Genomic DNA, 25,398 nt, shown 5'->3' with positions numbered 1-25,398 from the left:
CCTACCGCGCGGACCAGCGGAGGTGCTGCTCAGGCCCGGCCGGTCAGCTCGAAGCCCGCCTCGTCGACGGCGGCGCGCACGGCCTCCTCGTCGAGCGGGGCCGCCGAGACGACGGTGACCTCGCCGCTGGAGGCGACGGCCTTCACCGAGCTGACGCCGGGGATCTCGGAGATCTCGGCGGAGACGGAGCCCTCGCAGTGGCCGCAGCTCATGCCGCTCACCTGGTAGACGGCGGTGACGGAGCCGGGGGTGTCGGTCTGGGCGCTCATGTCGTTCTCCTCGTCGTGCGGGGGTCGTGCGGGGTCGCACCGGGGTGTCCTCGGGGGACCCTCACTGTTCGAACACTATACCCCTAGGGGGTATTCCCCAAGGGGGGTGCCGAACCGGGGTGGATTCACCGGCACCCTATGTATACGCCCGCTTTGTCGCAGTACGACGAACGCCCGCACACCGTCCCCGAGGGGAGGCGTACGGGCGTTCCGGGTCGGTCGGCGCGGGCATCAGCCGTCTCTGCGGCCCCGGTTGCCGGGCCGGGAGGCGACCCAGGCGCGCACGGTGTCGGCGTACCAGTAGGGCTTGCCGCCCTCCACGAGGTCGGGCGGTGGCAGCAGGCCGTGTTTCCGGTAGGACCGAACGGTGTCCGGCTGTACCCGGATGTGTGCCGCGATCTCCTTGTAGGACCAGAGCCTGCGGTCGGTCATGCGTCGCACCTCCTGCGCGCGCCGCGGCGGCGGCCGGGGAACGGCCGTCGGGGGAGCCGGGCGCTGTGCTGGTGATCACCAAGCCTGTGCCCGGTCAACGACGCAGAGTGACCACGAGCAAGCGGCTGTGGGCCGGGTGTGACGGAGAACCCGCGTACGCGCGACATATGTGACAGGAGGGGCGCGTTCGTGACACAACCACAGCAGAAGAAGCGGGCGTACGCCGGGCGTGGCGGGTTGACCCGTACGGGTCCGGCCGTCGTGCGCGCCCGCGCGCGGTGCGCTTATCGGCGCGGCGGTACGTTCATACGCCGCACGACTTCAGGAACGCGCGGGTGCGGCGGGCGATCGGCAGCGGGCGGTCCGGCTCGCAGGGGTACATGTCCTGCTCGACGATGGCGAAGAGGTCGGTGTCCAGCTTCGCCGCCGCCTCCAGGACCGGGCCCAGGGCGGGTACCCCGGCGGGCGGTTCGCACATCACGCCCCGCGCGACCGCCGGGCCGAACGGGGTGCCGTCCGCCCGTACCCGAGCCAGGATCTCCGGGTCGACCTGCTTCAGATGGAGGTAGCCGAGCCGCTCGCCGTAGGTCTCGATCAGCTCGACGCTGTCGCCGCCGCAGTAGGCGTAGTGCCCGGTGTCCAGACAGAGGGAGACCAGGTCGGGGTCGGTGGCGTCGAGGAAGCGGGTGACGTTCGCCTCGGTGTCGATGTGGGTGTCGGCGTGCGGGTGGACGACGATCGTCAGGCCGTACCGCTCGCGCACCTCGTGGCCCAGCCGTTCGGTCTGCGCGGTCAGGTCGCGCCACTGGGCCGGGGTCAGTTCGGCGGGCTCCAGCACCGCGCCCGTGCGGTCGTCCCGCCAGAAGGAGGGGATGACGACCAGATGCCGGGCGCCCGTCGCCCGCGTCAGCTCCGCGATGGCGGAGACGTGCTCCCAGGTCCTCTCCCACACCGCCGGGCCGTGGTGCAGCCCGGTGAAGACGGTCCCGGCCGACACCTTCAGGCCACGCCGGGCGGTCTCCTCGGCGAGCACCTCGGGGTCGGTGGGCAGATACCCGTAGGGGCCCAGCTCGATCCACTCGTAACCGGACTCGGCCACCTCGTCGAGGAAGCGCCGCCACGGGACCTGGGCGGGGTCGTCCGGGAACCAGACACCCCAGGAATCGGGCGCCGACCCGATACGGACGCGGGACAGCGGGGAGGACGGCATCGACGTCATGGCCGCCAGCGTGCGGGCCGCCCGGAAAGCGTGTCAATAGCTGGTCCGAATGTCTGGACAAAACGTTGACAGGGCTCACCGGACCGGACTAGAAAGCCGGGGGAGAGTCCCGCCGGGGGTAGTCCTGACGAACTGCTGAAGGGGAGTCGATGGCGTACGACCTGATCACCATGGGACGTATCGGGGTGGACCTCTACCCCCTCCAGACCGGTGTCCCGCTCGACCGGGTGTCGTCCTTCGGCAAGTTCCTCGGCGGCTCCGCCACCAATGTCGCCGTCGCCGCCGCCCGGCTCGGTCTCGGAACCGCCGTCATCACCCGTACCGGTGACGATCCGTTCGGTACGTACCTCCATGAGGCCCTGCGCGGCTTCGGCGTGGACGACCGCTGGGTCACCCCCGTCCCCGGACTGCCCACCCCGGTCACCTTCTGCGAGGTCTTCCCGCCGGACGACTTCCCGCTCTACTTCTACCGGCTGCCCAAGGCCCCCGACCTGGAGATCCACCCCGGCGAACTCGACCTCGAAGCGATCCGCGCGGCCCGCGTCTTCTGGGTCACCGGCACCGGCCTGAGCGAGGAGCCCAGCCGCACCGCCACCCTCGACGCCCTCACCCACCGCGCCCGGTCCGGCATCACCGTGTTCGACCTGGACTGGCGGCCCATGTTCTGGAGCGACCCGGACGCCGCCCGCCCCTTCTACGCCGAGGCCCTGCGGCACGCCACCGTCGCCGTCGGCAACGTGGACGAGGTGGAGATCGCCACCGGCACCCGCGACCCGCACGCCGCCGCCCGCGCGCTGCTGGCCGCCGGGGTGGAGCTGGCGGTGGTGAAGCAGGGCCCCAAGGGCGTCCTCGCCGTCCACCGCGAAGGCGAGAGCGCGGAGGTGCCCCCGCTGCCCGTCACCGTCCTCAACGGCCTCGGCGCGGGCGACGCGTTCGGCGGCTCGCTCTGCCACGGTCTGCTGGCCGGGTGGGACCTGGAGACGGTCATGCGGCACGCCAACGCGGCCGGGGCCATCGTGGCCTCCCGGCTGGAGTGCTCGTCGGCGATGCCGACCCCGGACGAGGTGTCGGCCGCGCTGGCCGCCGGAGCGGTGCGATGAGCCCCGGCCGGGCGGGGGCGACGACCGCGAGGGGAATTCCCGGCGGAGACGCTGCCGACGACGAGGCGAGGGCCGCCGCTGGAGCCGGTGCCGCCACTGGAGCCCGTGCCGCCGCCGGGGCCCGGGGCGCGTGCGGCCCCCACCCCGCCGATGCCACCGCTGGAGCCCCGCGATGAGTACCGCCCGGGTCGATGTCGCCGCCCTCGTCCACCTCCGCACCCGGCACCCCGAGGCGATCGCCGAGGCCGCCGCGCGCCGGGTGCGGCGCCCGCTGCTCGGGCCGAGCGAGCGGCTGCTGATCGTCGCCGCCGACCATCCGGCGCGCGGGGCGCTCGGCGCGGGCGGCCGCCCTCTCGCCATGGCCAACCGCGCCGACCTGCTGGACCGGCTGTGCCTGGCGCTGTCCCGGCCCGGCGTCGACGGGGTGCTGGCCACCGCCGACATCCTCGACGACCTGCTGCTGCTCGGCGCCCTGGACGGCAAGGTCGTCCTCGGCTCGATGAACCGGGGCGGCCTCCAGGGCGCCCGCTTCGAACTGGACGACCGCTTCACCGGACACCGCCCCGAGGACATCCAGCGCCGCCGCTTCGACGCGGGCAAGCTGCTGCTGCGCATCGACCACACCGACCCCGGCTCGCTGACCACGCTGGAGGCTGCCGCCCGCGCCGTCGACGCCATGGCGGAACGCCGACTCCCGGTGTTCGTCGAGCCGTTCCTCAGCCGACGCGGCCCGGACGGACGGCTGCGCAACGATCTGTCCGCCGAGGCCGTCACCACCTCCCTCGCCATCGCCTCCGGACTCGGCGGCACGTCCGCCTACACCTGGTTGAAGGTGCCCGTCACGGAGAACCCGGACGACATGGCCGACGTCATGGCGACCACCACGCTGCCCGCCGTGCTGCTCGGCGGCGAGGCGGGCGGCTCGCCCCAGGAGCAGACCGCCGCGTACGAGAAGTGGCGCGGCGCGCTGCGACTGCCCACCGTGCGCGGCCTGGTGGTCGGCCGCACACTGCTGTACCCGGCGGACGGCGACGTGGCCGCCGCCGTGGACACCGCCGCAGGACTGCTGGAAGGGCCCGCATGACCGGCACCCGACTCCACCTCCCGCACGGCGAGGCCGCGAGCGGCCCGTACGCGCTCGACATCGGGCCAGGTCAAGAGGGTTGGGCGCACACGCGTCTGCGCGTCGTGGCGTTGGAAGCGGGCGGCAGCCATACCTTCGACACCGGCGACGCCGAATGGATCGTGCTCCCCCTGCAAGGTGCATGTACCGTACAAATTGACGAGAACGAGTTTCAGATCCGGGGCCGGGAGAACGTGTTCGCGGCAGTCTCCGACTTCGCGTACGCCCCCCGCGACAGCCGGGTCCAGATCGCCTCCGGCGCGGGAGGCCGCTTCGCCCTGGCAGGAGCGAAGTGCGAGCGACGACTCCCCGCCCGCTACGGCCCCGCGCCGGAGGTCCCCGTCGAAGAACGCGGCAGCGGCACCTGCGCCCGCCAGGTGCGCAACTTCGCCGCCGCCGACACCTTCGACTGCGACCGGCTCATCGCCGTGGAGGTCATCACCCCCGGCGGCAACTGGTCGTCCTACCCGCCGCACAAGCACGACGAGCACCGGCCGGGGGAGGAGACGGAGCTGGAGGAGATCTACTACTTCGAGATCGAGGACGGCGGCCTCGGCTACCAGCGCGTCTTCCCCTCCCGCCCCGGCGGCGCCGACCTGCTCGCCGAGGTCCGCACGGGTGACGCGGTGCTGGTCCCCAACGGCTGGCACGGCCCGTCGATCGCCCAGCCCGGGCACGCCATGTACTACCTGAACGTGATGGCCGGACCCGGCGCCGACCGGGAATGGCGGATCAGCTTCCACCCCGACCACACAGGGGGTTACCGGTGACCATCCGGCTCACGGTCGCGCAGGCGCTCGTCCGCTTCCTCGCCGCCCAGCACACCGAACGCGACGGCGTACGGCAGCGGCTCATCGGCGCCACCTGGGGGATCTTCGGTCACGGCAACGTCGCCGGGATCGGCCAAGCACTGCTGGAACACCGGGACTCGATGCCCTACCACCAGGGCCGCAACGAGCAGGCGATGGTGCACGCGGCCGTCGGCTACGCCCGCCAGTCCAACCGCCTCTCCACCCACGCGGTGACCACCTCCATCGGCCCCGGCGCCACCAACCTCGTCACCGGCGCCGCCCTCGCCACCGTCAACCACCTCCCCGTCCTGCTGCTCCCCGGCGACGTCTTCGCCACCCGACCCGCCGACCCCGTCCTCCAGCAGCTCGAACTCCCCTACGCGGGCGACGTGTCGGTGAACGACACCCTGCGCCCGGTGTCCCGGTACTTCGACCGGATCACACGCCCCGAGGCCCTGATCCCGAGCGCGCTGGCGGCCATGCGGGTGCTCACCGACCCGGTGGACACCGGCGCCGTCACCCTCGCCCTCCCGCAGGACGTGCAGGCGGAGGCGTACGACTGGCCCGAGGAGTTCTTCACCGACCGGGTGTGGACCGTGCGCCGACCCGGCGCCGACCCGGCCGAACTCGCCGAAGCGGTACGGGAGATCAGGGCGGCCCGGCGTCCCCTCGTCGTCGCGGGCGGCGGGGTCCACCACAGCCGCGCCGAGGACGCGCTCGCGGAGTTCGCCGCCGCCACCGGCATCCCGGTCGCCGCCACCCAGGCGGGCAAGGGCTCGCTGCCGTACGACCATCCCCAGGACGTGGGCGGCATCGGCCACACCGGCACCGACACCGCCGACCAACTCGCCCGCACCGCCGACCTGGTGATCGGGATCGGCACCCGCTACACCGACTTCACCACCGCCTCCGGCACCCTCTTCGAAGGCCCCGGCGTCCGCTTCCTCAACCTCAACATCGCGCCCTTCGACGGCCACAAGATGGCCGGGCTGCCGCTGATCGCCGACGCCCGCAGCGGCCTCGGTGAGCTGACCGAGGCACTGGGGATGCACGAGCACCGGGTGCCGGAGGAGTACCTCGCCGCGTACACGCCGGCCAAGGCGGACTGGGAGCGCCGTGTGGACACCTGCTTCGCCGCCGACGACCCGGACGCGGTGCCGACCCAGGCCCAGGTGATCGGCGCGCTGGACGCCCTGGTGGACGAGCGCGACATCATCGTCAACGCCGCCGGGTCCCTCCCCGGCGACCTGCACAAACTCTGGCGGACCCGCGCCCGCGACCAGTACCACCTGGAGTACGGCTACTCCTGCATGGGCTACGAGATCCCCGCCGCCCTCGGCGTGAAGCTCGCCGCGCCCGAGCGGCACGTCTGGGCGCTGGTCGGCGACGGCACCTATCTGATGATGCCGACCGAGATCGTCACCGCCGTCCAGGAGGGCGTCGCGGTCAAGATGGTGCTCCTCCAGAACCACGGGTACGCGTCCATCGGCGGGCTGTCCGAGTCGGTCGGCGCCGAGCGCTTCGGCACCGCCTACCGGTACCCCGCCGAGGACGGCACCCTCACCGGGCCGCCGCTCCCGGTCGACCTCGCCGCCAACGCGGCCAGCCTCGGCATGCGGGTGCTGCGTGCCCGGACCGTCGCCGAGCTGCGGACCGCCCTCGCCGAGGCCCGCGCCGCCGACACTCCCACTTGTGTCTACGTGGAGACCGAAACGTCCGACAGTGTGTCGGGCGCGCCCCCGGCCGCGGCCTGGTGGGATGTTCCTGTGGCCGAGACCGCGACCCGACCGTCCGCGGTCAAGGCACGCGAGCTGTACGAACGGCACCTGCCGGCCCGCCGCCGCCATCTGTAGAAGGAGCCCGAGGACATGACGAAGATCGTCAACCACTGGATCGGCGGCAAGACCGCCGAGGGCGCGTCGGGCTCGTACGGCCCGGTCACCGACCCGGCGACCGGCGAGGTCACCACCAAGGTCGCCTTCGCCTCCGTCGAGGAGGTGGACGCGGCGGTCGCCGCCGCCAAGGACGCCTTCGCCACCTGGGGACAGTCGTCGCTGGCCCAGCGCACCACGGTCCTCTTCAAGTTCCGCGCCCTGCTGGACCAGCACCGCGACGACATCGCCGCGCTGATCACCGCCGAGCACGGCAAGGTGCACTCCGACGCCCTCGGCGAGGTCGCGCGCGGCCTGGAGATCGTGGACCTGGCCTGCGGGATCAGCGTCCAGCTCAAGGGCGAGCTGTCCACCCAGGTCGCCACCGGCGTCGACGTGGCCGCGCTCCGGCAGCCGCTCGGCGTGGTCGCGGGCATCACCCCGTTCAACTTCCCGGCGATGGTGCCGATGTGGATGTTCCCCCTCGCCATCGCGTGCGGCAACACCTTCGTGCTGAAGCCGTCGGAGAAGGACCCGTCGGCCGCTCTCAAGCTGGCGGAACTGCTGGCCGAGGCCGGGCTGCCGGACGGCGTCTTCAACGTCGTGCACGGCGACAAGGTGGCCGTCGACCGGCTGCTGGAGCACCCGGACGTGCAGGCGGTGTCCTTCGTCGGCTCCACCCCGATCGCCCGCTACATCCACACCACCGCCTCCGCCCACGGCAAGCGCGTCCAGGCCCTCGGCGGCGCCAAGAACCACATGCTGGTCCTCCCCGACGCCGACCTCGACGCGGCCGCCGACGCCGCCGTGTCCGCCGCCTACGGCTCGGCGGGCGAACGCTGCATGGCCATCTCGGCGGTCGTCGCGGTCGGCTCCATCGGCGACGAGCTGGTGCAGAAGATCCGCGAGCGCGCCGAGAAGATCAAGATCGGCCCCGGCACCGACCCCACCTCGGAGATGGGCCCGCTGATCACCAAGGTCCACCGGGACAAGGTGGCGTCCTACGTCTCCGGCGCCGCCGACGAGGGCGCCGAGGTGGTGCTCGACGGCACCGGCTACACCGTGGACGGCCACGAGAACGGCCACTGGATCGGCATCTCCCTGCTCGACAGGGTGCCGGTCAGCGCCAAGGCGTACCAGGACGAGATCTTCGGCCCGGTGCTGTCCGTGCTGCGCGTCGACACCTACGAGGACGGCGTCGCCCTCATCAACGCCTCCCCCTACGGCAACGGCACCGCGATCTTCACCCGCGACGGAGGCGCCGCCCGCCGCTTCCAGCTGGAGATCGAGGCAGGCATGGTCGGCGTCAACGTCCCCATCCCGGTCCCGGTCGGCTACCACTCCTTCGGCGGCTGGAAGGACTCCCTCTTCGGGGACCACCACATCTACGGCAACGACGGGACGCACTTCTACACCCGCGGCAAGGTCGTCACCACCCGCTGGCCCGACCCCTCCGACGCCCCCGCCGGAGTCGACCTGGGCTTCCCGCGCAACCACTGACCCGCGCGCGCATCCCGGCCCCGAGCCAGCACCCGCTGCCTCGGGGCCCGGTCTTTTTTCGGCCACCGCCTGCGGTTCCCGTACGGCCGACAAGGGCGCGGACGCCTGCGAGATGCTGCTGTTTCGGTCGCCAACGGGCCGTCAGGGATGCGGATTTCGTAGGTAGGCAGCCATTGACGTGGTGGTTTTCGTCGGTGTTCGATGCAGCGCCGGGAGCGAGACGTACGACACACAGCGAGCCGCCGGAGGCGATACCGCTCCCGCCCGAATCCTCACCACACGAGTCGATCGGACGCCGCATGACCGACACGCTCCGCCCCGCCGAGCCAGCCACCGCCGAAGAGACCGGCGACGGGAGGCACAAACTCAAGCGGTCCATCGGCGTCGTCGGCGGCACCCTGCTGACCCTCTCCTGCGTGACGCCCGCCTCCACCCTCTTCGTGGTCGTCCCCGACCTCTTCGGCACCCTCGGCACCGCGACCGCCCTCACCATCGCCATCGGCTCCCTGCTCTGTATCGCCGTGGCCTTCTGCTACGCCGAGCTGGGCACCCTCATCCCCAGCGCGGGCGGCGAGTACGCCATGGTCTCCACCCTCGCCGGACGGCTCACGGGCTGGCTGGTGTTCGTGCTGTCCCTGCTGGTCGTGATGATCGTGCCGCCCGTCATCGCCATGGGCACCGCCGACTACCTCGCCCCCCTCGTCCACCTGGACCCCGCGCTCACCGGCGCGGGCGTCATGCTGCTCGCCACCCTCGCCGGACTGCTCGACCTGCGCGCCAACGCCTGGATCACCGGCGTCTTCCTGGTCCTGGAGGTGATCGCGGCGGCCGTCGTCGCGGTGCTCGGCTTCTCCCACGCCCACCGGGGCGTCGGCAGCCTGGTCTCCATGGAGGTGGCGGGAGCCCACGGTGGCACCGACCCCGTGACCGCGCTGCTGGTCGTCTCCGGTCTCGCCATCGCCCTCTTCGTCACCCAGGGCTTCTCGACCGCCGTCTACCTCTCCGAGGAACTGGAGCACCCGCGCCGCGACGTGGCCCGTACCGTGCTCGCCACCCTTGCCATCTCCACCGTGATCATCCTGGTGCCGGTCGCCGCCATCACCATGGGCGCCACCGACCTGGGCGAACTGACCGGCGGCGACCTCAGCGCCATGGTGACGGCCTGGTCCAACACGGCCGTCGGTACGTTCGTCAGCCTCTGCGTCGCCCTCGCCATCGTCAACGCGGGCATCGTGATGGTCATCCAGAACTCCCGCGTCCTGTTCGCCTCCGCCCGCGACAAGGCATGGCCCACCCCGGTCAACACCCTGCTGTCCCGGCTCGGCCGCTTCGGCTCGCCCTGGGTCGCCACCCTCGCCGTCGGCGTCCCCGGCGCGCTGTTCTGCTTCGTCGACCTGGACACCCTCTACGGCGTCACCGGGGTCTCCGTCACCGGCATGTACCTGCTCGTCGCCATCGCCGCCCTGCGGGGCCGCCGCGACAGCCACCGGCACCTCCCCGCCTGGCGGATGCCGCTGTGGCCCGCCGTGCCCGTCCTGCTCATCGCCGTCCTCGGCTACGTCCTCGTCCAGCAGGACCCCGCTTACCTGCTGTGGACGGGCGGCATCACCGCCGTCGCCACCCTCTACTGGGCGCTGTACCTGCGCCCCCGCCGCGACACCCACTGGCTGGTCTCGCTCCCCGACGACACCGAAGCCTGACCGGAGCGGCCCCTACCGCGCCCGCAGTACACCCGGCCGGACCCGTACGCCCGAAGGAGGGGCGGGGGTTCAGCCCGGCGGCGCCGTCCGGCGGGCAAGGCGGCCCGTACCGTTGGGACATGGATCATCGAGTGTCCCGGCTGCTGAAGAGGCCCCGGCGGGCCGCCGCCGCGCTGGGGGCCGCCGTCCTGCTCGCCGCCACCGGCACCTGGACGGCGACCGCCTCCGACACGCCCCGCCCGCACCGCGCCGACCAGGTCCTCACCATGGCGGACGGCACCCGCGTGGACACCTCCTACTTCACCTCCGGAGGCGGCGGCCGCCGACCGGCCGTCCTCCTCGCCCACGGCTTCGGCGGCAGCAAGCAGGACCTGCGCGCCCAGGCCGAGGACCTCGCCGGACACGGGTACGCCGTACTCACCTGGTCCGCGCGCGGATTCGGCCACTCGACGGGCAAGATCGGGCTCAACGACCCGGCGCACGAGGTCACCGACGTCTCTCGCCTCATCGACTGGCTGGCCGAGCGGCCCGAGGTCCGCCTCGACAAGCCCGGCGACCCGCGCGTGGGCATGGCGGGCGGCTCCTACGGCGGCGCGATCTCCCTGCTGGCCGCCGGACACGACCCGCGCGTCGACGCCATCGCGCCCGCCGTGACCTACTGGGACCTCGCCGACGCCCTCTTCCCGAACGGCGTCTTCAAGAAGCTGTGGACCGGCGTCTTCTTCAACTCCGGCGGCGGCTGCGGTCAGTTCGAGCCCGCGCTGTGCCAGATGTACCAGCGCGTCGCCCAGTCCGGCATCCCCGACGCCGACGCCCGCGCCCTGCTCCGGCAACGCTCACCGTCCGCCGTCGCCGACCGGATCAAGGTCCCCACCCTGCTCTTCCAGGGCCAGACCGACTCCCTGTTCACCCTCGCCCAGTCCGATGCCGCCGAGCGCGCGATCAAGGCCAACGGCGCGCCCGTCAACGTCGACTGGATCGCGGGCGGCCACGACGGTGGAGACCTGGAGACCGACCGGGTCCAGGGGCGGATGCGGGACTGGTTCGACCACTACCTCAAGGGCGCCTCCGTCGGCACCGGCCCCGCCTTCCGGATCACCCGCACCGGAGGCGTCGACTCCACCGACGGCAGCACCCGCAGCCGGGGCGCCACCGCGAGCACGTACCCCGGCCTGCGCGGCGACCTCCGCACCATCGCCCTCACCGGCCGCGAGCAGCGCATCGCCAACCCGGCAGGCGCCAGCCCGCCCGCCGTCTCCGCCCTGCCCGGCCTCGGCGGCGGCGGCCTCGCCCAGCTCTCCGCCCTCGGCACCGGCGTCTCCCTCGACTTCCCCGGCCAGTACGCCAAGTTCGACGCGCGCCCCCAGCGCACCGCCCTCCGCGTCACCGGCACCCCGACCGCCCGCGTCCACATCACGTCCACCAGCGACGACGCCGTCCTCTTCGCCAAGCTCTACGACGTCGGCCCGAGCGGCGGCCAGGTGCTCCCCGGCCAGCTCGTCACCCCGCTCCGGATCACCGGCGCCAAGTCCGGCAAGGACGTCACCGTCACCCTGCCGCCCGTCGACCACGAGGTGCAGCAGGGCCACCGGCTCCGTCTGGTCCTCGCCTCCACCGACCTCGGCTACGCCTCCCCGAACGCCCCCGCGACCTACACGGTCTCCCTCAAGGGCCCGCTGAGCGTGCCCACGGCCCCCGCCGTCACCACCGCGGCCACCCCGCTGCCCTCCTGGGTCTGGTGGCTCCCCCTCGCGGGGGCGGTGGCCGCCCTCGCCCTCCTCCTCACCACCCGCCGCCGCACGAGCGCCCCCGCCCCCGACCCCGAGCTGGCCGAAGTCCCGCTGGTCATCAGCGACTTGAGCAAGCGCTACGCCCGCTCCGCCGACCGGTACGCCGTACGCGACCTCTCCTTCCGCGTCGAGAAGGGCCAGGTGCTCGGCCTGCTCGGACCCAACGGCGCGGGCAAGACCACCACCCTGCGCATGCTGATGGGCCTGATCCGGCCCGACGGCGGCGAGATCCGCGTCTTCGGCCACGCCATCCGCCCCGGCGCCCCCGTCCTCTCCCGCGTCGGCGCCTTCGTGGAGGGCGCCGGATTCCTGCCCCACCTCACCGGCCGGGAGAACCTCGAGCTGTACTGGCGGGCCACCGGCCGCCCGCCCGAGGACGCCCACCTGGACGAGGCCCTGGAGATCGCCGGACTCGGCGACGCCCTGGCCCGCGCGGTCCGCACCTACTCCCAGGGCATGCGCCAGCGCCTGGCCATCGCCCAGGCCATGCTGGGCCTGCCCGACCTGCTGATCCTGGACGAGCCCACCAACGGCCTGGACCCGCCGCAGATCCGCGAGATGCGCGAGGTGCTGATCCGCTACGCGGCCGCCGGACGCACCGTCATCGTCTCCAGCCACCTGCTCGCCGAGGTCGAGCAGTCCTGCACCCACCTGGTCGTCATGGACCGGGGACGGCTGGTCCAGGCGGGCGCGGTCCGGGAGATCGTCGGCTCCGGCGACACCCTGCTCGTCGGCACCGGCACCCCGGTCGCCGAGCCGGTCGTGGAGAAGGTGGCCGCGCTGCCCGGCGTCGCCTCCGCCGTCCGCGCCGAGGACGGGCTCCTGATCCGCCTCGAACCCGGCGGCACCGCGGGCGAACTCGTCGTGGACCTGGTCCGGCTGGAGGTGCCCGTGCTCTCCGTCGGCCCGCACCGGCGTCTGGAGGACGCCTTCCTCACCCTGATCGGAGGCTCCGCGTGAGCACGCTCACCGAGACCGCGGCGACGGCACCCGGCTACCGCGCCTCCCGCACCCTGCCCGTACGCGTGGAACTCGTCCGCCAGCTCGGGCGGCGCCGCACCCTCGTCATGGGCGCGATCCTGGCCGCGCTGCCGCTGATCCTGCTGGCCGCGTTCGCGATCGGCGGCGACCCGGCCGGACGGGGACGCCGGATCACCCTGATGGACACGGCCACCGCGTCCGGCGCCAACTTCGCCGCCGTCAGCCTCTTCGTCTCGGCGGGCTTCCTGCTGGTCATCCCGGTCGCCCTGTTCTGCGGGGACACCGTCGCCTCCGAGGCGGGCTGGTCCTCGCTGCGCTATCTGCTGGCGGCACCGGTGCCCAGGGCCCGGCTGCTCTGGTCCAAGCTGGTGGTGGGGCTGGGGATGAGCCTGGCCGCGATGATCCTGCTGCCCGTGGTGGCGCTGGCGGTGGGCACGGCCGCGTACGGCTGGGGTCCGCTGCTGGTGCCGACCGGCGGGGCGGTGGAGGCGGGGACGGCGGTCGGGCGGCTGGCCGTGGTCGTGCTGTACCTCTTCGTCTCACAACTGGTCACGGCCGGGCTCGCGTTCTGGCTCTCCACCCGGACGGACGCCCCGCTCGGCGCGGTGGGCGGCGCGGTCGGGCTGACCATCGTCGGCAACGTCCTGGACGCCGTGACGGCCCTCGGCGACTGGCGGGACTTCCTGCCCGCGCACTGGCAGTTCGCCTGGGCCGACATCCTCCAGCCGAACGCCGAGTGGGCGGGCATGGCCCAGGGCACCTCGGTCTCGGTCACCTACGCCCTGATCCTCTTCGCCCTGGCCTTCCGCGGCTTCGCCCGCAAGGACATCGTGTCCTGACAGCGCCCGGAAACACGGCGGCGGCCCACCGGTCGGAACCGGTGGGCCGCCGCTGCGAGGGCTCGATCAGCCGTTGCCGGCACCGTTGCCGGACAGCGCGGAGATGTCGTCCAGGATGTGCGACAGCGGCTCGTCGCCCTTGGCCTGGGTGGAGTTCTCGACGCACTGCTGGTTCTGCGGCGAGGACAGGACGGGGATGTCCTGGATGCCGACGTTGACCAGGGCCACCAGGGACTGGGCGTTGAGCTTCGCCGGCAGGCCGATGCAGGGCTTGTTCAGCGAACCCTGGACCAGAGCCAGCTGCGGGCTCATGTTGCCGTAGGTGGCCGAGTTGCCGAACGACTGCGAGGCGCCGTTGCCGCTGAACGACGTGGTGCCGTGGTCGTCACCGATGGCCAGGGCCTGCGGGGCGGCCGCGCCCGCGAGACCGGCGACGGAGGCGGCGACGGCCGCGGTTGCCCACAGCTTCTTCATGTTGGTTCCCTTCGAAAGGCGGACTCCGGGGAGGAGCTGCGTGATCGTCAACGGGTCGACGGCCGCCGGGGTTGCGGTCTTTGACCCTATCGGGGTAGCGCATTCCGATAAGTTCACAAACGCCCCCCTTGTCGCACCCGCCCCTGGAAACACCGACGGGCCGCCGGTCGTGTCGGCGGCCCGGAGGGCCGGGTCCCGCGCGGGACCCGAGAGCGTGCGGAGGCTCAGTTGTTGGCGGCGCCGTTGCCGGACAGCGCGGAGATGTCGTCCAGGATGTGGGAGAGCGGCTCGTCGCCCTTGGCCTGGGTGGAGTTCTCGACGCACTGCTGGTTCTGCGGCGAGGACAGGATCGGGATGTCCTGCACGCCGACGTTGAGCAGACCCACCAGGGACTGCGCGTTGACCTTCGCGGGCAGGCCGATGCAGGGCTTGTTCAGCGAACCCTGGATGAGCGCCATCTGCGGGCTCATGTTGCCGTACGTCGCGGAGTTGCCGAACGCCTGGGAGGCGCCGTTGCCGCTGAACGACGTCGTGCCGGTGTCGTTGCCGATGGCCAGGGCCGGCGACGCGGCGGCGGCGGAGACGCCGGCAACGGACGCGGCGACCGCGGCGACGGCCAGAACCTTCTTGATCACTTGCGATTCCCTTCTGGAGAAACCCCGTCCATCGGAGTGCCCGGCTCAACTGCCGGGCCGGGGGAGGGGTTGCTGCCGTTCACCCGGATGGCCGACGGGGCGCGCGGGAAATCGGCCGCGCGCCCTCAGGGGAATTCCGTCTCCTCCGTGCACCCGAAAAGATCCGATCGGGTGACTTACCGCAACCAATCGGCGCCCTCCCGGTTGATGTCTCCGCAGGAACGAACGTCTGGCGACCAGCCAGGAAAGCGTCTGGCGAACAGCCAGGAAAGGAAAGCGAAATGCTGAAGAAGGCAATGGCCGCGGCGGCGGTCGCCGCGTCCTTCGTGGGCGTGTCGGCGGCGGCGGCCCCTCAGGCGCTTGCCATCGGCAACGACACGGGCACCACGTCGTTCAGCGGCAACGGCGCCACGGAGGCGTTCGGCAACAACGTCACCAACGGCGACCTCAGCCCGCAGGCCACGCTCGTGCAGAGCTCCCTGAACAAGCTCTGCGTCGGCCTGCCGGTCAAGGCGAACGTCCAGTCGGTGCTGGCCCTGGTCAACGTCGGTGTCCAGGACATCCCCGTCCTGTCCTCGCCGCAGAACCAGCAGTGCGCCGAGAACTCCACCCAGGCGAAGAACGACGAGCCGCTGTCGCACCTCGTCGACGACGTCTCCGTCCTCGCGGGCAACGGCGTCGCCAACAACTGACGCACGCTCAAGCACCGGGAAACCGCCCGGCGGCACGGGAAGACCGTGCTGTCCGGGCGGTTTTCGTTGGCCTTTTCCGAGGCTCTCGCGTTGCTCCGACCTGTCAATTCCCTAGGGGCGTTCGAGTGAATTGACAGGCGACGCGCGTTCCATAGTTTCTTCCGCCGTCTATTCCTCGTTCTACAACCTGCCGGTCATGGTGCGAGCCGTTCAAGCTGTGCTCGCTCGGTTTCGGCCGTCACAGGGCATGACCGCAGAGAAGGGAAAGACCATGAAGAAGAGCGCTGCTGTCATCGCCGGCGCCATCCTGGCTCTGGGTGGGGCGGCTCCCGCCTTCGCCGACGCCGGTGCCGAGGGTGCCGCGGTCGGTTCGCCGGGTGTGCTGTCCGGCAACGTGATCCAGGTCCCGATCCACATCCCCGTCAACGTTTGCGGTAACTCCGTCAACGTGATCGCCCTGCTCAACCCGGCGTTCGGCAACGCCTGCGTCAACGACTGACGCGCATAACGCAACACACCAGCCCCAAGGCTGCGTTCAGGCCGGCCCCGGACCGTTGATCCACTTTGAATCTGCGTTCCGGGGCCGGCCTTCCCTTCTTCTACGAGCAGAAAGACCACGAGATTGCGACAGACCCTGAGCAAGGGCATCGTCGTGGCCGCCGCCGCGACAGGTGTGCTGTCCTTGTACGTCAGTCAGGCGCTCGCCGATTCGGGAGCGCACGGAGCCGCACAGGGCTCTCCCGGCGCGTTGTCCGGCAACACCCTCCGGGTGCCGGTCCACGTCCCGGTCAACATCTGCGGGCACTCCGTCGATGTGACGGCCGCGCTGAACCCGGCCGTCGGCAACGCCTGCGTCAAGGACGCCCTCCCCAAGGCGCCCCGCACCACCGCGCCGTCGTCCTACGGTGACGACGACGAGCCGAGCACCCCGGTCAAGACCCCGCCCGCGTACGGCGCCGAGCAGACCAAGCCGCCCGCCTCGTACGGCGACGACGACGAGACCACCCCGCCGCCGTCCTACGGCCACGACGAGCCGAGCGCCCCGACGACCACGGCGCCCGCCTCGTACGGCGACGACGACGAGACCACCCCGCCGCCGTCCTACGGCCACGACGAGCCGAGCGCCCCGACGACCACGGCGCCCGCCTCGTACGGCGACGACGAGGAGACGACCTCTCCGCCGTCGTACGGCGACGACGACGAGACGACACCGCCCCCGTCGTACGGCGACGACGACGAGACGACCCCGCCGCCGTCGTACGGCCACGACGAGGAGACCACCCGTCCGCCCTCGTACGGCGACGACGAGACGACGCCCCCGCCCTACGGCGGCGAGGAAACGACTCCGCCTCCCTATGGCGGTGCAGAAACGTCTCCTCCCCCCTACGGCGGCGAGGAGACCACCCCTCCGCCCTACGGGGGCAACGAGTCCACGCCGCCTCCGTACGGCGGTGAGGAGTCCACTCCGCCTCCTTACGGGGGCAACGAGTCCACGCCTCCTCCGTACGGCGGTGAGGAGAGCACGCCTCCTCCCGGTGGGCACACCACGCCCCCGCCCGGAGGCCACACGACACCGCCTCCCGGCGGGCACACCACGCCCCCTCCGGGCGGGCACACCACGCCTCCTCCGGGTGGGCACACCACTCCGCCCACCCTTCCGCACACCGGTAACAACGCGCCGATGCTGTGGGCGACTTCGGGCGCCGGTGCCGTGTTGATCGCGGCCGGTGTCCTGCTGTTCCGGCGCGGCCGCACCATGTCCCGGCACCGCTGACCACCGGGTGCCGGACCCGAGCGCCCGGCACCCAGAGGTGACGGCGCCGTACCGCCACGGCGCCGTACGCATCCTTTCCGGCCGTGTCCGGTCCGGTGGCTCGCCACGCCGACGGCTCGGGAGCGGCCAGCCGGGCGGCCCCGCACGGATAACTCCGGCGGGGCCTTCGCCGTTCACCCGGGCGGGGGCCGTGGCCACCCGTCGGCCGTAACCGCGCTGGCGAGCACCCCGTACGTGTGACTGGGTGTCAGTACAGGCGTCGCACAGGGCGCGAGGGCAGGGCCGGGCGGAGGGAGGGGGCCGAGATGGCTCCACAGTGGCGCAGGACCCGGCGAGGACGGCTGTCCCTCCTCGCCGCGGCGATCACCGTGTCGGTCGTCCTGGCCGGTCCGGGCGTCGCGGCCGGACCGCACCGGACGGCCCCGGAACCGACGCCCGCGCCGACCGCGACCCCGGCGCCCCCGCCCGTCAACCGGGGCCCCGACTTCGGGGCGTTCCTCGACTCCGGCCCGCTCGGGATCGCCCGGATTCCCGCCCTCGGCAGCTGGCTGGGCGGGGCTCAGCTGAAGGTCGGGCACACCTATCTGCCCGGCGGACAGTGGCGGGACATCGAGGGCTCACCCGGTTTCCTGGAACCGTGGGCGCACTGGCGGCGCGAGAAGGCCGACCGCACCCTCGTCCTCAACGTGCCGATGCAGGAGCGCAACGAGGAGCACCTCTCCGACGCCCAGGTACGGCTGCTGCTGAAGCAGGCCGCCGCCGGACAGTTCGACCAGCACTTCCGCACGCTCGCAGAGAAGCTGGTCGAGCTCGGGGTGCCGGACACGGTGCTCGTCCTCGGCTGGGAGATGAACGGCATCACCTACACCCACCGCTGCGGGCCCGACCCCGAGGCGTGGAAGGCGTACTGGAACCGGATCGTCGCCACCATGCGCGCGGTGCCGGGGCAGAGGTTCCGCTTCGACTTCACGCCGAGCAGGGGACGGGACGCCGTGCCGTGGACCGAGTGCTACCCCGGTGACGGCACCGTCGACATCATCGGCATGGACTCCTACGACCAGCCGACCGGGATGCCCTTCGACGAGCAGATCGCCGAGCCCTACGGCCTCCAGGCGCAGGTCGACTTCGCCAAGGCGCACGGCAAGCCGATCTCGTACCCGGAGTGGGGGCTGTTCCGCAACGGCGACAACCCCGAGTACATGCGGCGGATGCTCGCCTGGATGGACGAACACCGGCCGCTGTACAACACCCTCACCGACTACTGCCCGCACGGTGTGTGGCAGTGCCCGACGAACCCGAGGGCGGCGAAGGTGTACCGGACGACGCTGTACGGGCGCACGGGGCTGGCCACGCCGACGCCGACCCCCACGGTGACGCCGACGCCCACGCCGACCCCCGCGGCCCCGGTCACCCCGACCCCCACCCCCACCCCCACCCCCAGCCCGTCGTCCGGGGAGAAGACACCCGCCGACTGCTCGGACCTGGCGCTGGGGGACTGGGTGGAGTTCTGGGCCGGGGGCCGGGTCTGTCTCCGGTTCGACCGGCTGCCGGGTGTCCGCTAGCCGGGGCGCCGCTCGCCGAGGCGGGTCAGTGCCGCCTTGCCGTGCCGTCGGGCCGCCGCGTCGGACAGGGCCGCCGACAGCAGTGGCGCGGTACGGCGGCGGGCCAGCAGCAGGCGGTTGCTGGGGGCCGGGTCGGGGCGCCAGTGGTGCTTGTACGGTTCGTCGCCGCGCATCAGGCTGAGCGTGCCGTGGGCGCCCGCCGCGGTGTGGGCCGCGCAGGCGTCCAGCAGCATCACGGCCACGTCCGCCTTGCGTTCGCGCAGCGAGGGATGGGCGCCGTAGAGGTAGCCGCCCGCGAGGCTGGGGGAGAGCAGGGTCAGGTCGACGGCGACGACCTCCTCGCCGATGCGGAACTCGGTGACGACCGCGTCCCCGGCGCGCACCATCGGCTCCACCGCGCGCACCAGGTGCTCCTGGAAGCGGGGCCGCAGATGCTCGGGCGTCACCTTCCGCCCCTGCCACTGGAGCCGGTGCAGCTCCAGCAGCCGGGCCACCGCGGCCTCCGCCTCACCGGGACCGGCCGTGCGCCGGGCCACCCCGAGCGCGGTCAGCTTGCGCAGCTTGGCCCGCACCCGCTGGGCCTTGCCGGACGGCAGCCGGGTGAGCAGCTCGTCCATCGACACCGGGGGCAGCTCCAAGCACAGCGAGTCCGGCAGCCGTCGGCGCGGGCCGGGCCAGCGGTCGTATACGCGCTCCGCCGCGCCGCCGGGGCGTACCTCGCGCAGGTCGATCAGGGCGGTGCGGGCGGCCGTCCACAGGGCGTCGGTGAGGGCGGTGAGGGCGCGGCCGTCGTCGGCGTCGTCGAGCAGGACGTCGCCGTAGTCGGAGACCGTGCCGCCCAGCGGGACCAGGGCGGGCAGCGGGTGCCGGGTGAGGGTCAGGGGGGCGGCGGCGAGCAGGTCGCGGCCCGAGCGGACCAGCAGCACGCGGAGCTTGCCGGGCCTGCCGTACGACTGCCACCAGGAGTGCAGCCAGGCGTGGCTCTGGAACGGCGTGGCCGTGGCGCACCGCCGGTGCAGGCGGCCCCAGGCCGGGGCGAGTGCGGCGAACGCCATCTCGTCGGTGAGGAGTTGGGTGATGAGCGCGGGACGCGCGAAGGAGGCGGGGCGCGCCGCGTACGTCGCCGTCACAGCCGGCTGTGGACGTCGGCGGCGAAGGCCGGGCCGGGCAGCGGGGCCGGGAGCGCGGTCCCGGGTTCCTCCCTGCGCCCCGGCCGGACCAGCAGCGCGAGCCCGCCGAGCAGTCCGCCCGCGCCCGCGCCGACCAGCGTGGTCACCCCGGCGGACGCGGAGGACGGTTCGACGGGCCGGACCGCGCGGGAGAACTGCAGCAGCTCGACGTGGGTGGCCTTCTTGCTCGCGTCGGCCTGCCGGGTGAGCGCGGCGGCGACCGCGTTGGCCATGGCGGCTGCCCGCGCGGGCTCGGCGGAGGTCGCGGAGACGGCGACCATCGGGGCGTCCGGCGAGGTGGCCGTGCGCACGCTCTTCGCCAGGGTGCCCACCGGCACCCCGGCCCGCTCCTGCGCCTCGGCGAGCACCACGGGCTGGGTGGCGACCCGGCCGTACGCCTGGGCGAAGCCGAGCGCGGTGGAGGTGTCGGAGCGTTCGGCGGGTACGGCGATGACATAGCTGGTCGCGGTGTACGCGGGGGCCTTGAGCAGGCCGTAGCCGCCGCCGATCAGCCCGCCCGCGACGACCCCGGCGGCCACCAGCGACCAGGGCGGCAGGGAACGGGCGCCCGGCAGACGGCCGGTGCGGCGGCGCCGGGTGGGATTCTCGGTCATGAGGGGCTGCCTCCGTGAGGGTGTCGGGGCGAGGGGACCGTACGGGTGAGGGCCGCCGCGTAGACGTCCATCAGCCGGGCGGCGCTGCGGGTGATGCAGTAGTGGCGGGCCGCCTCCGGGACGGTGCGCGGGCCGGGTCCGGCGGCGCGGACCTCCGCGAGCGCGGCGGCGTACGCGTCGGCGCCCCCGCTCACCCGCACGGCGTGGGGGGCGGCTTCGGGCGGCAGGTCCGCCACGGCCGGGCAGGAGGCGTAACGCACCGGGAGCCCGGCCGCGAGCGCCTCGACGACGGCCAGCCCGAACGCTTCCTCCGGGGAGGGGGCGGCGAGCACGTCCATCGCGGAGGTCAGCGCGGGCAGGTCGGGGCCCAGCGAGCCGTCGGGGAGGCCGGGGACCTCGCCGGTGAACACCACCCGGTCGGAGAGCCCGGCGGCGGCGCGGCGCAGCGCACCCTCTTCGGGGCCACCTCCTACCAGCAACAGACGGCAATCGGCCGGTAGTTGAGTGAGGGCCTGGATCAAGACGTCGAAGCGCTTGCCGGGGGTGAGCCGTCCGATGCCGCCGATCACGAACGCGTCGTCCGGGATGCCGAGTTGGGCGCGGACGCGCATCCGTCGCTCCGAGGCGAAGCGGAAGGGTTCCAGGTCGATGCCGTTGGGGACGACAGTGATGCGCGGCTCCGGTACGCCCCAGCGGGTCAGGCGGGCGGCGACCGTGGGGGAGACGGCGACGGTCGAGCGGCCCAGGCGTTCCCCGGCCAGATACAGCGCGCGTACACCGGAGTTGAGCGGACGGCCCTCCATCTGGGAGTCGCCCAGCGAGTGTTCGGTGGCGACGACCGCGCGTACTCCGGCGAGCCTGGCCGCCAACCGGCCGTACAGACAGGCCCGGTAGAGATGCGTGTGGACCAGGTCGTAGCGGCCGCGCCGGATCAGCCGGGCCAGCCGGGGCAGTGCGGCCAGGTCCCGGTTGCCGCCCATGGCGAGGTCGGCCACCCGCACCCCGTCGGCCCGCAGCCCGGCGGCCACCGGGCCGGGGTTGGTCAGCGTGACCACGTCGCACTCGACGGGCAGATGCCGCAGCAGAAGCCGGAGTTGCTGCTCGGCGCCGCCGACCCCGAGGCCGGTGATGATGTGCAGCGCCCGCATCACAGCCCCGCCACGGGACGGCGGCGCAGCCGGTGCAGCCGGTACTTCAGGAACAACCGCAGGGCGTTGTCGTTCTGCCCGACATGGACGCGGGGCAGCGCGTGCGGGCCGCTCAGCTCGCCGGGGTCGATGGCGCAGGCGTAGCCGTACCCGGCGTCCCGTACCGCGTCGACGACGCGCCGGTCGACCGTGCCGTACGGATAGCAGAAGCCCTCGACCGGGGCGCCGGTCAGCTCGGTCAGCCGGGCGCGGCTGTCGGTGATCTCGGCGCGCAGGGTGGAGTCGTCGGCGTGGGTGAGGTCGACGTGGGTCAGGCCGTGGGAGCCGATCTCCATCCCGGCCCGGTGGGCCTCGCGGACGGCGTCGGCGGTCAGCAGGGGTTTGCGCGGGCCGAGCGGGTCCCAGGTGTTCTCCCCGCCGAGTCTGCCGGGCAGCGCGAACAGGGTGGCCGTGCACTCCCAGCGGGCCAGCAGCGCGAGGGCGTCGGTGACGAAGTCGGCGTACCCGTCGTCGAAGGTGAGGCCGACCAGACCGCGCCCGGCGCCCCGCGCGCGGGCGGCCAGCAACTCGCCGACCGACACCCCCCGCAGCCCCCGCCCGCGCAGCCAGCGCAGCTGGCGCTCCAGCCGGGCCGGGGTGATCGTGACGCGGTAGGGGTCGTCGGAGCAGTCGCCGACCGAGTGGTACATGGCGATCCACGGGACGGGGCCTCCTCCGCCCGGCCGGGGGGAGCCGGTGCTGAGGACGGGCGCGGACTCAACGGAAGACGGCATGGGCGAGCCTTCGGGTGTGGGTGCGTACGGAACGGAGGGCGGGTGCGAAGCCCTGGGCGCCCAGGGCCCAGCCGAGCAGGACGAAGACGGTGACGACGGTCAGGCCACCGGCGGCGAGCCCCGCGAGCGGCCCCGCGGGCAGGCTCGCCGCCCACGCCCCGGCCAGGGCGGCCCCGAGCGCGGCACCGGCCGGGCGGCTCAGCTCGCGCAGCACGTGCCGGGTGCGGATCGGCACCCCGCGTCGCCTGCCGTGCCGGGGGCCGCGCATCCCGGAGAGCAGCAGGGCGGCGGTGAGGGTGATGCCGGTGGCGTTGGCGGCGGCGATCCCGGTCACGCCCCAGGTGCCGACGGTGGCCGTGCCGATGGCGCAGGTGGCGAGCACGCCGGTGGTCATGGCACCGAGCGGGTACCAGGTGGGGCGGCCCGCCGAGAAGTACGAGCGGACCAGGACACCGGTGAGTGTCTGGCCGAGCAGGCCGACGGCGTACACGCGCATCACGCTCGCCGTCGCCGCCGTGTCCTGAGCGGTGAACGCGCCGCGCTGGAAGAGGAGTTGCACGATCTGCGGGGCGCAGGCCACGACCGTCGCGGTGCCCAGCAGCACCAGGCCGGAGGCGACCGCGAGGTCCCGCTCCACCCGGACCCGGGCCCGCTCGGTGTCGCCCTCGGCGAGCGCCCGCGCGACCACCGGGAAGGTGATCGTGCACAGCATCATCGACATCGTCATGGGGATCTGCGCGATCTTCTGGGCGTAGTTCAGGTGCGAGATGGACCCGGACGGCAGACTGGAGGCGAGGAACCGCTCGATCAGCACCTGCGACTGTCGGCACAGCGCGAACAGCAGCACGGTCGCCATCAGCGGCAGGTCCACCGAGTGCGGCTTGGCGGAGGGGAGTTCCGGTGTCGGCTCCGCGCCCTGACGGCTTCGTAACCGGCCCACCAGGAAGGGCAGTTGGGTGAGGACCATCAGCACCCCGCCCGCCGCGACCCCGAACGCCGCCGACCGCACCCCCCAGACCCCGCCGAGCGCGAACATCGCCGCGACGATGCCCGTGTTGTACGCGACGTAGATCGCGGCCGGTGCCAGGAAGCGCCGGTGCGCGCGCAGGGCCGCGCTGAAGTACCCGGCGAGCCCGAAGGTGAGCACACAGGTCGCGGTGAGCCGGGTGCAGTCCACCGCCAGGGACGGGTCGGGCAGCCCGGGCGCGAGGACCTGCACGAGCTGGGGCGCCCCGAGCGCGAGCACCGCGCCCACCACGGTGAAGGCCAGCGTCAGCCGGGGCAGCGTCCCCTTGACCAGGGCCCGTACCGGATCACCCGGAGCGCCCTGGGCGCGGCGGGCCAGCGCCATGCTGAACGCCGGGATCAGCGCGAAGGCGAGCCCGTCCTCGATCAGCAGGGTGGCCGCGAACTCGGGCACCGTCCAGGCCACCAGGAACGCGTCCGTGTCCCGCCCGGCCCCGAACAGCGTGGCCAGCGACTGGTCCCGGACCAGCCCCAGCAGGGCACCCGCGGCGGACAGGGAGGCGGTGAGCAGGGCGGCGCGGGCGAGGAACCGCCGTGTCACCGGGGCGTGTTCGGGCTCGGGCGGCGGAGGCTGCCGGGTCGTCGTCCCCGGCTCCGGTACGGGCGTCAGCGTCATCGCGCGCCCTCCAAGTCCGCGCCGACCAGCGCCCACCACGCCACCAGGCCCAGGCACACCGCCGTCAGCACGGTGGAGGGGCCGCCGATGTCGGCGTACACGAAGTCGACGAGCTGCCACAGCAGCAGGCCGCAGCCGATCAGCGCGCAGTCCAGGCCCCGGCCCGTACGGTGGGCGGTCCGCAGGCCGCGCAGCCCGAGCACCAGCATCGCCAGCCACCCGCCCGCCAGGCACAGCAGCCCGATCAGGCCCTGCTCGGCGAGGACCAGCAGGTACATGTTGTGCGGGGAGAGCAGCGGCTGCCGACGGAAGCCGACGCCCGCGCCCTCGGTGTCGCTGCCCGAGGACAGCGCGAGCGAGGCGTGGCCGTCCCGGTACTCCGGGAAACCCTTCAACCCGACGCCGGTCAGCGGGTGTTCGCGCCACATGCCGGTGGCCGCCGCCCACATGGTGTACCGGTCGGTGACCGACTGGTCGGGGGCGTCGGCGACCTTGGTGATGCTGTCGATCCGCTCCTGGAGCATCGCCGTGCCCACCCCGAGACCGCCCACCAGCACCACCCCGGCCGCGACCACCACCGCGCCCACCTTCAGCGCCCGGCGGACCCCGGCCAGCAGCAGTTGCGCGGTGAGGGTGACGGCGGTGGCGATCCACGCGCCCCGGCTGAAGGAGAGCGCCAGCGGCACCAGCAGCGCCAGCGCGCACCCGGCCGCCACCGCCCGCTCGTGCGCCGAGGCCCGGCCCAGCGCCAGCCCCACCGCGCAGAGCAGCCCGAACGCCACCACGGTGGCCATGCCCATCACGTCGTACGGCCCGAAGGTGCCGACCGCGCGGATCATCCTGCCCTGGTACGAGGCACCGGTCCCGGTGACGTACTGCTCGACGCCGACCGCGCCCTGCCAGAGCGCGAGGCCCACCAGCGCCCAGGCCAGCAGCCGGAAGTCGCGGCGGTCGCGGACCAGGAGGAGCACGGCGGCCGGGACCAGGACGAAGACCTGGAGGTAGCGGCCGAGTCCGGCCAGCCCGGCGCCCGGTGAGGCGGCGCCCATCGCGGCGAGCGCCGCCCCGGCCACCGGCAGCCCCAGCACCAGCGCGGACCTGGCGGACAGCGGGCGGGCCCGCTCCCGCAGCAGCCGCACCAGGCAGACGCCGACGACCAGCGCGGACGCCGCGTCGGCCGGGCCCGCGCCGCCCCCCTCACTGGAGGAGAGGGGCAGTGCGAGCAGGACGAGCACGGCGAGCACCGGCAGCACCGGGGACCAGTGCCGGGGGCGGCCGAGCGGCAGCGCGAGGCTCATCC

23 protein-coding genes are annotated in these 25,398 nt (G+C 73.2%); 12 read left to right on the top strand and 11 right to left on the bottom strand.

Annotated elements, in window-relative coordinates; all coding sequences use genetic code 11:
* Positions 1–29 precede the first annotated feature (29 nt).
* The 3 genes from ACIPPM_RS11435 to ACIPPM_RS11425 form a co-directional block, all read right to left on the bottom strand.
* A complete protein-coding gene (locus tag ACIPPM_RS11435) occupies positions 30–269 on the bottom strand; it encodes a heavy-metal-associated domain-containing protein (RefSeq protein WP_031182388.1) in 240 nt (79 codons plus the stop codon).
* A 231-nt stretch (positions 270–500) separates the two neighbouring features.
* The gene (locus ACIPPM_RS11430; protein ID WP_350754265.1) at positions 501–701 is read right to left on the bottom strand and encodes a MerR family transcriptional regulator; all 201 of its coding nucleotides are present in this window, start codon (positions 699–701) and stop codon (positions 501–503) included.
* A 304-nt stretch (positions 702–1,005) separates the two neighbouring features.
* Positions 1,006–1,920, bottom strand: a complete 915-nt coding sequence (locus ACIPPM_RS11425) for a sugar phosphate isomerase/epimerase family protein (RefSeq protein WP_401445851.1) — start codon at positions 1,918–1,920, stop codon at positions 1,006–1,008.
* Between the two features lie 149 nt (positions 1,921–2,069).
* Between ACIPPM_RS11425 and iolC the strand changes: the two genes are divergently transcribed.
* The 8 genes from iolC to ACIPPM_RS11385 all read left to right on the top strand — a co-directional run bounded on the left by iolC (position 2,070) and on the right by ACIPPM_RS11385 (position 13,615).
* Positions 2,070–3,020, top strand: coding sequence for a 5-dehydro-2-deoxygluconokinase (iolC, locus tag ACIPPM_RS11420; protein ID WP_401445849.1), 951 nt, complete (start codon positions 2,070–2,072; stop codon positions 3,018–3,020).
* A 172-nt stretch (positions 3,021–3,192) separates the two neighbouring features.
* Positions 3,193–4,104, top strand: a complete 912-nt coding sequence (locus ACIPPM_RS11415) for a deoxyribose-phosphate aldolase (protein WP_401445848.1) — start codon at positions 3,193–3,195, stop codon at positions 4,102–4,104.
* Positions 4,101–4,913: a 5-deoxy-glucuronate isomerase gene (gene iolB / locus ACIPPM_RS11410; protein WP_401445845.1), complete on the top strand. Its 813-nt coding sequence runs from the start codon at positions 4,101–4,103 to the stop codon at positions 4,911–4,913. The genes ACIPPM_RS11415 and iolB overlap by 4 nt, the downstream gene beginning before the upstream one ends.
* Entirely contained in the window at positions 4,910–6,787 is a 1,878-nt protein-coding gene (iolD, locus tag ACIPPM_RS11405; RefSeq protein ID WP_401445843.1) for a 3D-(3,5/4)-trihydroxycyclohexane-1,2-dione acylhydrolase (decyclizing), read from the top strand. The genes iolB and iolD overlap by 4 nt, the downstream gene beginning before the upstream one ends.
* Positions 6,788–6,802: 15 nt before the next feature.
* Positions 6,803–8,305 (top strand): CoA-acylating methylmalonate-semialdehyde dehydrogenase, encoded by a 1,503-nt coding sequence (gene mmsA / locus ACIPPM_RS11400; RefSeq protein WP_401445841.1) that lies wholly within the window; start codon positions 6,803–6,805, stop codon positions 8,303–8,305.
* Positions 8,306–8,604: 299 nt separating this feature from the next.
* A complete protein-coding gene (locus tag ACIPPM_RS11395; RefSeq protein ID WP_401445839.1) occupies positions 8,605–10,005 on the top strand; it encodes an APC family permease in 1,401 nt (466 codons plus the stop codon).
* 119 nt (positions 10,006–10,124) lie between these two features.
* The gene (locus ACIPPM_RS11390) at positions 10,125–12,755 is read left to right on the top strand and encodes a CocE/NonD family hydrolase (RefSeq protein ID WP_401445837.1); all 2,631 of its coding nucleotides are present in this window, start codon (positions 10,125–10,127) and stop codon (positions 12,753–12,755) included.
* Positions 12,752–13,615, top strand: coding sequence for an ABC transporter permease (locus tag ACIPPM_RS11385; RefSeq protein ID WP_401445835.1), 864 nt, complete (start codon positions 12,752–12,754; stop codon positions 13,613–13,615). Before ACIPPM_RS11390 ends, ACIPPM_RS11385 begins: the two co-directional genes overlap by 4 nt.
* A gap of 66 nt (positions 13,616–13,681) precedes the next feature.
* Here ACIPPM_RS11385 and ACIPPM_RS11380 read toward each other — a convergent pair whose 3' ends face one another.
* Both ACIPPM_RS11380 and ACIPPM_RS11375 read right to left on the bottom strand, forming a co-directional pair.
* The gene (locus ACIPPM_RS11380) at positions 13,682–14,089 is read right to left on the bottom strand and encodes a rodlin (RefSeq protein ID WP_131589631.1); all 408 of its coding nucleotides are present in this window, start codon (positions 14,087–14,089) and stop codon (positions 13,682–13,684) included.
* Positions 14,090–14,313: 224 nt separating this feature from the next.
* Positions 14,314–14,724, bottom strand: coding sequence for a rodlin (locus ACIPPM_RS11375; protein ID WP_388993839.1), 411 nt, complete (start codon positions 14,722–14,724; stop codon positions 14,314–14,316).
* A gap of 281 nt (positions 14,725–15,005) precedes the next feature.
* Between ACIPPM_RS11375 and ACIPPM_RS11370 the strand changes: the two genes are divergently transcribed.
* From ACIPPM_RS11370 to ACIPPM_RS11355, 4 genes are all read left to right on the top strand, one after another.
* Positions 15,006–15,416: a rodlin gene (locus tag ACIPPM_RS11370; RefSeq protein WP_350900293.1), complete on the top strand. Its 411-nt coding sequence runs from the start codon at positions 15,006–15,008 to the stop codon at positions 15,414–15,416.
* 271 nt (positions 15,417–15,687) lie between these two features.
* Positions 15,688–15,915: a chaplin ChpD gene (chpD, locus tag ACIPPM_RS11365; RefSeq protein WP_393596957.1), complete on the top strand. Its 228-nt coding sequence runs from the start codon at positions 15,688–15,690 to the stop codon at positions 15,913–15,915.
* Between the two features lie 123 nt (positions 15,916–16,038).
* The gene (locus ACIPPM_RS11360) at positions 16,039–17,190 is read left to right on the top strand and encodes a chaplin family protein (protein ID WP_401445830.1); all 1,152 of its coding nucleotides are present in this window, start codon (positions 16,039–16,041) and stop codon (positions 17,188–17,190) included.
* 305 nt (positions 17,191–17,495) lie between these two features.
* Positions 17,496–18,752, top strand: coding sequence for a glycoside hydrolase family 26 protein (locus ACIPPM_RS11355; RefSeq protein ID WP_401445828.1), 1,257 nt, complete (start codon positions 17,496–17,498; stop codon positions 18,750–18,752).
* On the opposite strand, the gene ACIPPM_RS11350 is transcribed toward ACIPPM_RS11355, so the two are convergent.
* Genes ACIPPM_RS11350 through ACIPPM_RS11325 form a run of 6 tightly spaced genes read right to left on the bottom strand, consistent with a single transcriptional unit; the run spans position 18,749 to position 25,396 of the window.
* Positions 18,749–19,882, bottom strand: a complete 1,134-nt coding sequence (locus tag ACIPPM_RS11350) for a GNAT family N-acetyltransferase (protein ID WP_401445826.1) — start codon at positions 19,880–19,882, stop codon at positions 18,749–18,751. The two genes, ACIPPM_RS11355 and ACIPPM_RS11350, sit on opposite strands and share 4 nt — an antisense overlap.
* Complete coding sequence (locus tag ACIPPM_RS11345) at positions 19,879–20,535, bottom strand: lipopolysaccharide biosynthesis protein (protein WP_401445824.1); 657 nt, start codon at positions 20,533–20,535, stop codon at positions 19,879–19,881. Before ACIPPM_RS11345 ends, ACIPPM_RS11350 begins: the two co-directional genes overlap by 4 nt.
* Positions 20,532–21,683, bottom strand: a complete 1,152-nt coding sequence (locus ACIPPM_RS11340) for a glycosyltransferase (RefSeq protein ID WP_401445822.1) — start codon at positions 21,681–21,683, stop codon at positions 20,532–20,534. Before ACIPPM_RS11340 ends, ACIPPM_RS11345 begins: the two co-directional genes overlap by 4 nt.
* Complete coding sequence (locus ACIPPM_RS11335) at positions 21,683–22,456, bottom strand: polysaccharide deacetylase family protein (protein WP_401445820.1); 774 nt, start codon at positions 22,454–22,456, stop codon at positions 21,683–21,685. The genes ACIPPM_RS11340 and ACIPPM_RS11335 overlap by 1 nt, the downstream gene beginning before the upstream one ends.
* Positions 22,440–24,098 carry a lipid II flippase MurJ gene (locus tag ACIPPM_RS11330; protein ID WP_401445818.1) on the bottom strand — a complete coding sequence of 553 codons (1,659 nt, stop codon included), beginning with the start codon at positions 24,096–24,098 and terminating at the stop codon, positions 22,440–22,442. The genes ACIPPM_RS11335 and ACIPPM_RS11330 overlap by 17 nt, the downstream gene beginning before the upstream one ends.
* A complete protein-coding gene (locus tag ACIPPM_RS11325) occupies positions 24,095–25,396 on the bottom strand; it encodes an O-antigen ligase family protein (protein ID WP_401445815.1) in 1,302 nt (433 codons plus the stop codon). The genes ACIPPM_RS11330 and ACIPPM_RS11325 overlap by 4 nt, the downstream gene beginning before the upstream one ends.
* Positions 25,397–25,398 lie beyond the last annotated feature (2 nt).

The organism is Streptomyces sp. NPDC090119 (genome assembly GCF_044747085.1).
GTDB lineage: Bacteria > Actinomycetota > Actinomycetes > Streptomycetales > Streptomycetaceae > Streptomyces.
This window is presented reverse-complemented; position numbering and strand designations above follow the sequence as displayed.

What these genes read in the sequence shown, in the direction of transcription:
- ACIPPM_RS11435 (WP_031182388.1), bottom strand. Translation starts at nt 269, where the DNA reads ATGAGCGCCCAGACCGACACCCCCGGCTCCGTCACCGCCGTCTACCAG.
- ACIPPM_RS11430 (WP_350754265.1), bottom strand. Translation starts at nt 701, where the DNA reads ATGACCGACCGCAGGCTCTGGTCCTACAAGGAGATCGCGGCACACATC.
- ACIPPM_RS11425 (WP_401445851.1), bottom strand. Translation starts at nt 1,920, where the DNA reads ATGACGTCGATGCCGTCCTCCCCGCTGTCCCGCGTCCGTATCGGGTCG.
- iolC (WP_401445849.1), top strand. Translation starts at nt 2,070, where the DNA reads ATGGCGTACGACCTGATCACCATGGGACGTATCGGGGTGGACCTCTAC.
- ACIPPM_RS11415 (WP_401445848.1), top strand. Translation starts at nt 3,193, where the DNA reads ATGAGTACCGCCCGGGTCGATGTCGCCGCCCTCGTCCACCTCCGCACC.
- iolB (WP_401445845.1), top strand. Translation starts at nt 4,101, where the DNA reads ATGACCGGCACCCGACTCCACCTCCCGCACGGCGAGGCCGCGAGCGGC.
- mmsA (WP_401445841.1), top strand. Translation starts at nt 6,803, where the DNA reads ATGACGAAGATCGTCAACCACTGGATCGGCGGCAAGACCGCCGAGGGC.
- ACIPPM_RS11395 (WP_401445839.1), top strand. Translation starts at nt 8,605, where the DNA reads ATGACCGACACGCTCCGCCCCGCCGAGCCAGCCACCGCCGAAGAGACC.
- ACIPPM_RS11390 (WP_401445837.1), top strand. Translation starts at nt 10,125, where the DNA reads ATGGATCATCGAGTGTCCCGGCTGCTGAAGAGGCCCCGGCGGGCCGCC.
- ACIPPM_RS11380 (WP_131589631.1), bottom strand. Translation starts at nt 14,089, where the DNA reads ATGAAGAAGCTGTGGGCAACCGCGGCCGTCGCCGCCTCCGTCGCCGGT.
- ACIPPM_RS11370 (WP_350900293.1), top strand. Translation starts at nt 15,006, where the DNA reads ATGCTGAAGAAGGCAATGGCCGCGGCGGCGGTCGCCGCGTCCTTCGTG.
- chpD (WP_393596957.1), top strand. Translation starts at nt 15,688, where the DNA reads ATGAAGAAGAGCGCTGCTGTCATCGCCGGCGCCATCCTGGCTCTGGGT.
- ACIPPM_RS11355 (WP_401445828.1), top strand. Translation starts at nt 17,496, where the DNA reads ATGGCTCCACAGTGGCGCAGGACCCGGCGAGGACGGCTGTCCCTCCTC.
- ACIPPM_RS11345 (WP_401445824.1), bottom strand. Translation starts at nt 20,535, where the DNA reads ATGACCGAGAATCCCACCCGGCGCCGCCGCACCGGCCGTCTGCCGGGC.
- ACIPPM_RS11340 (WP_401445822.1), bottom strand. Translation starts at nt 21,683, where the DNA reads ATGCGGGCGCTGCACATCATCACCGGCCTCGGGGTCGGCGGCGCCGAG.
- ACIPPM_RS11335 (WP_401445820.1), bottom strand. Translation starts at nt 22,456, where the DNA reads ATGCCGTCTTCCGTTGAGTCCGCGCCCGTCCTCAGCACCGGCTCCCCC.
- ACIPPM_RS11330 (WP_401445818.1), bottom strand. Translation starts at nt 24,098, where the DNA reads ATGACGCTGACGCCCGTACCGGAGCCGGGGACGACGACCCGGCAGCCT.
- ACIPPM_RS11325 (WP_401445815.1), bottom strand. Translation starts at nt 25,396, where the DNA reads ATGAGCCTCGCGCTGCCGCTCGGCCGCCCCCGGCACTGGTCCCCGGTG.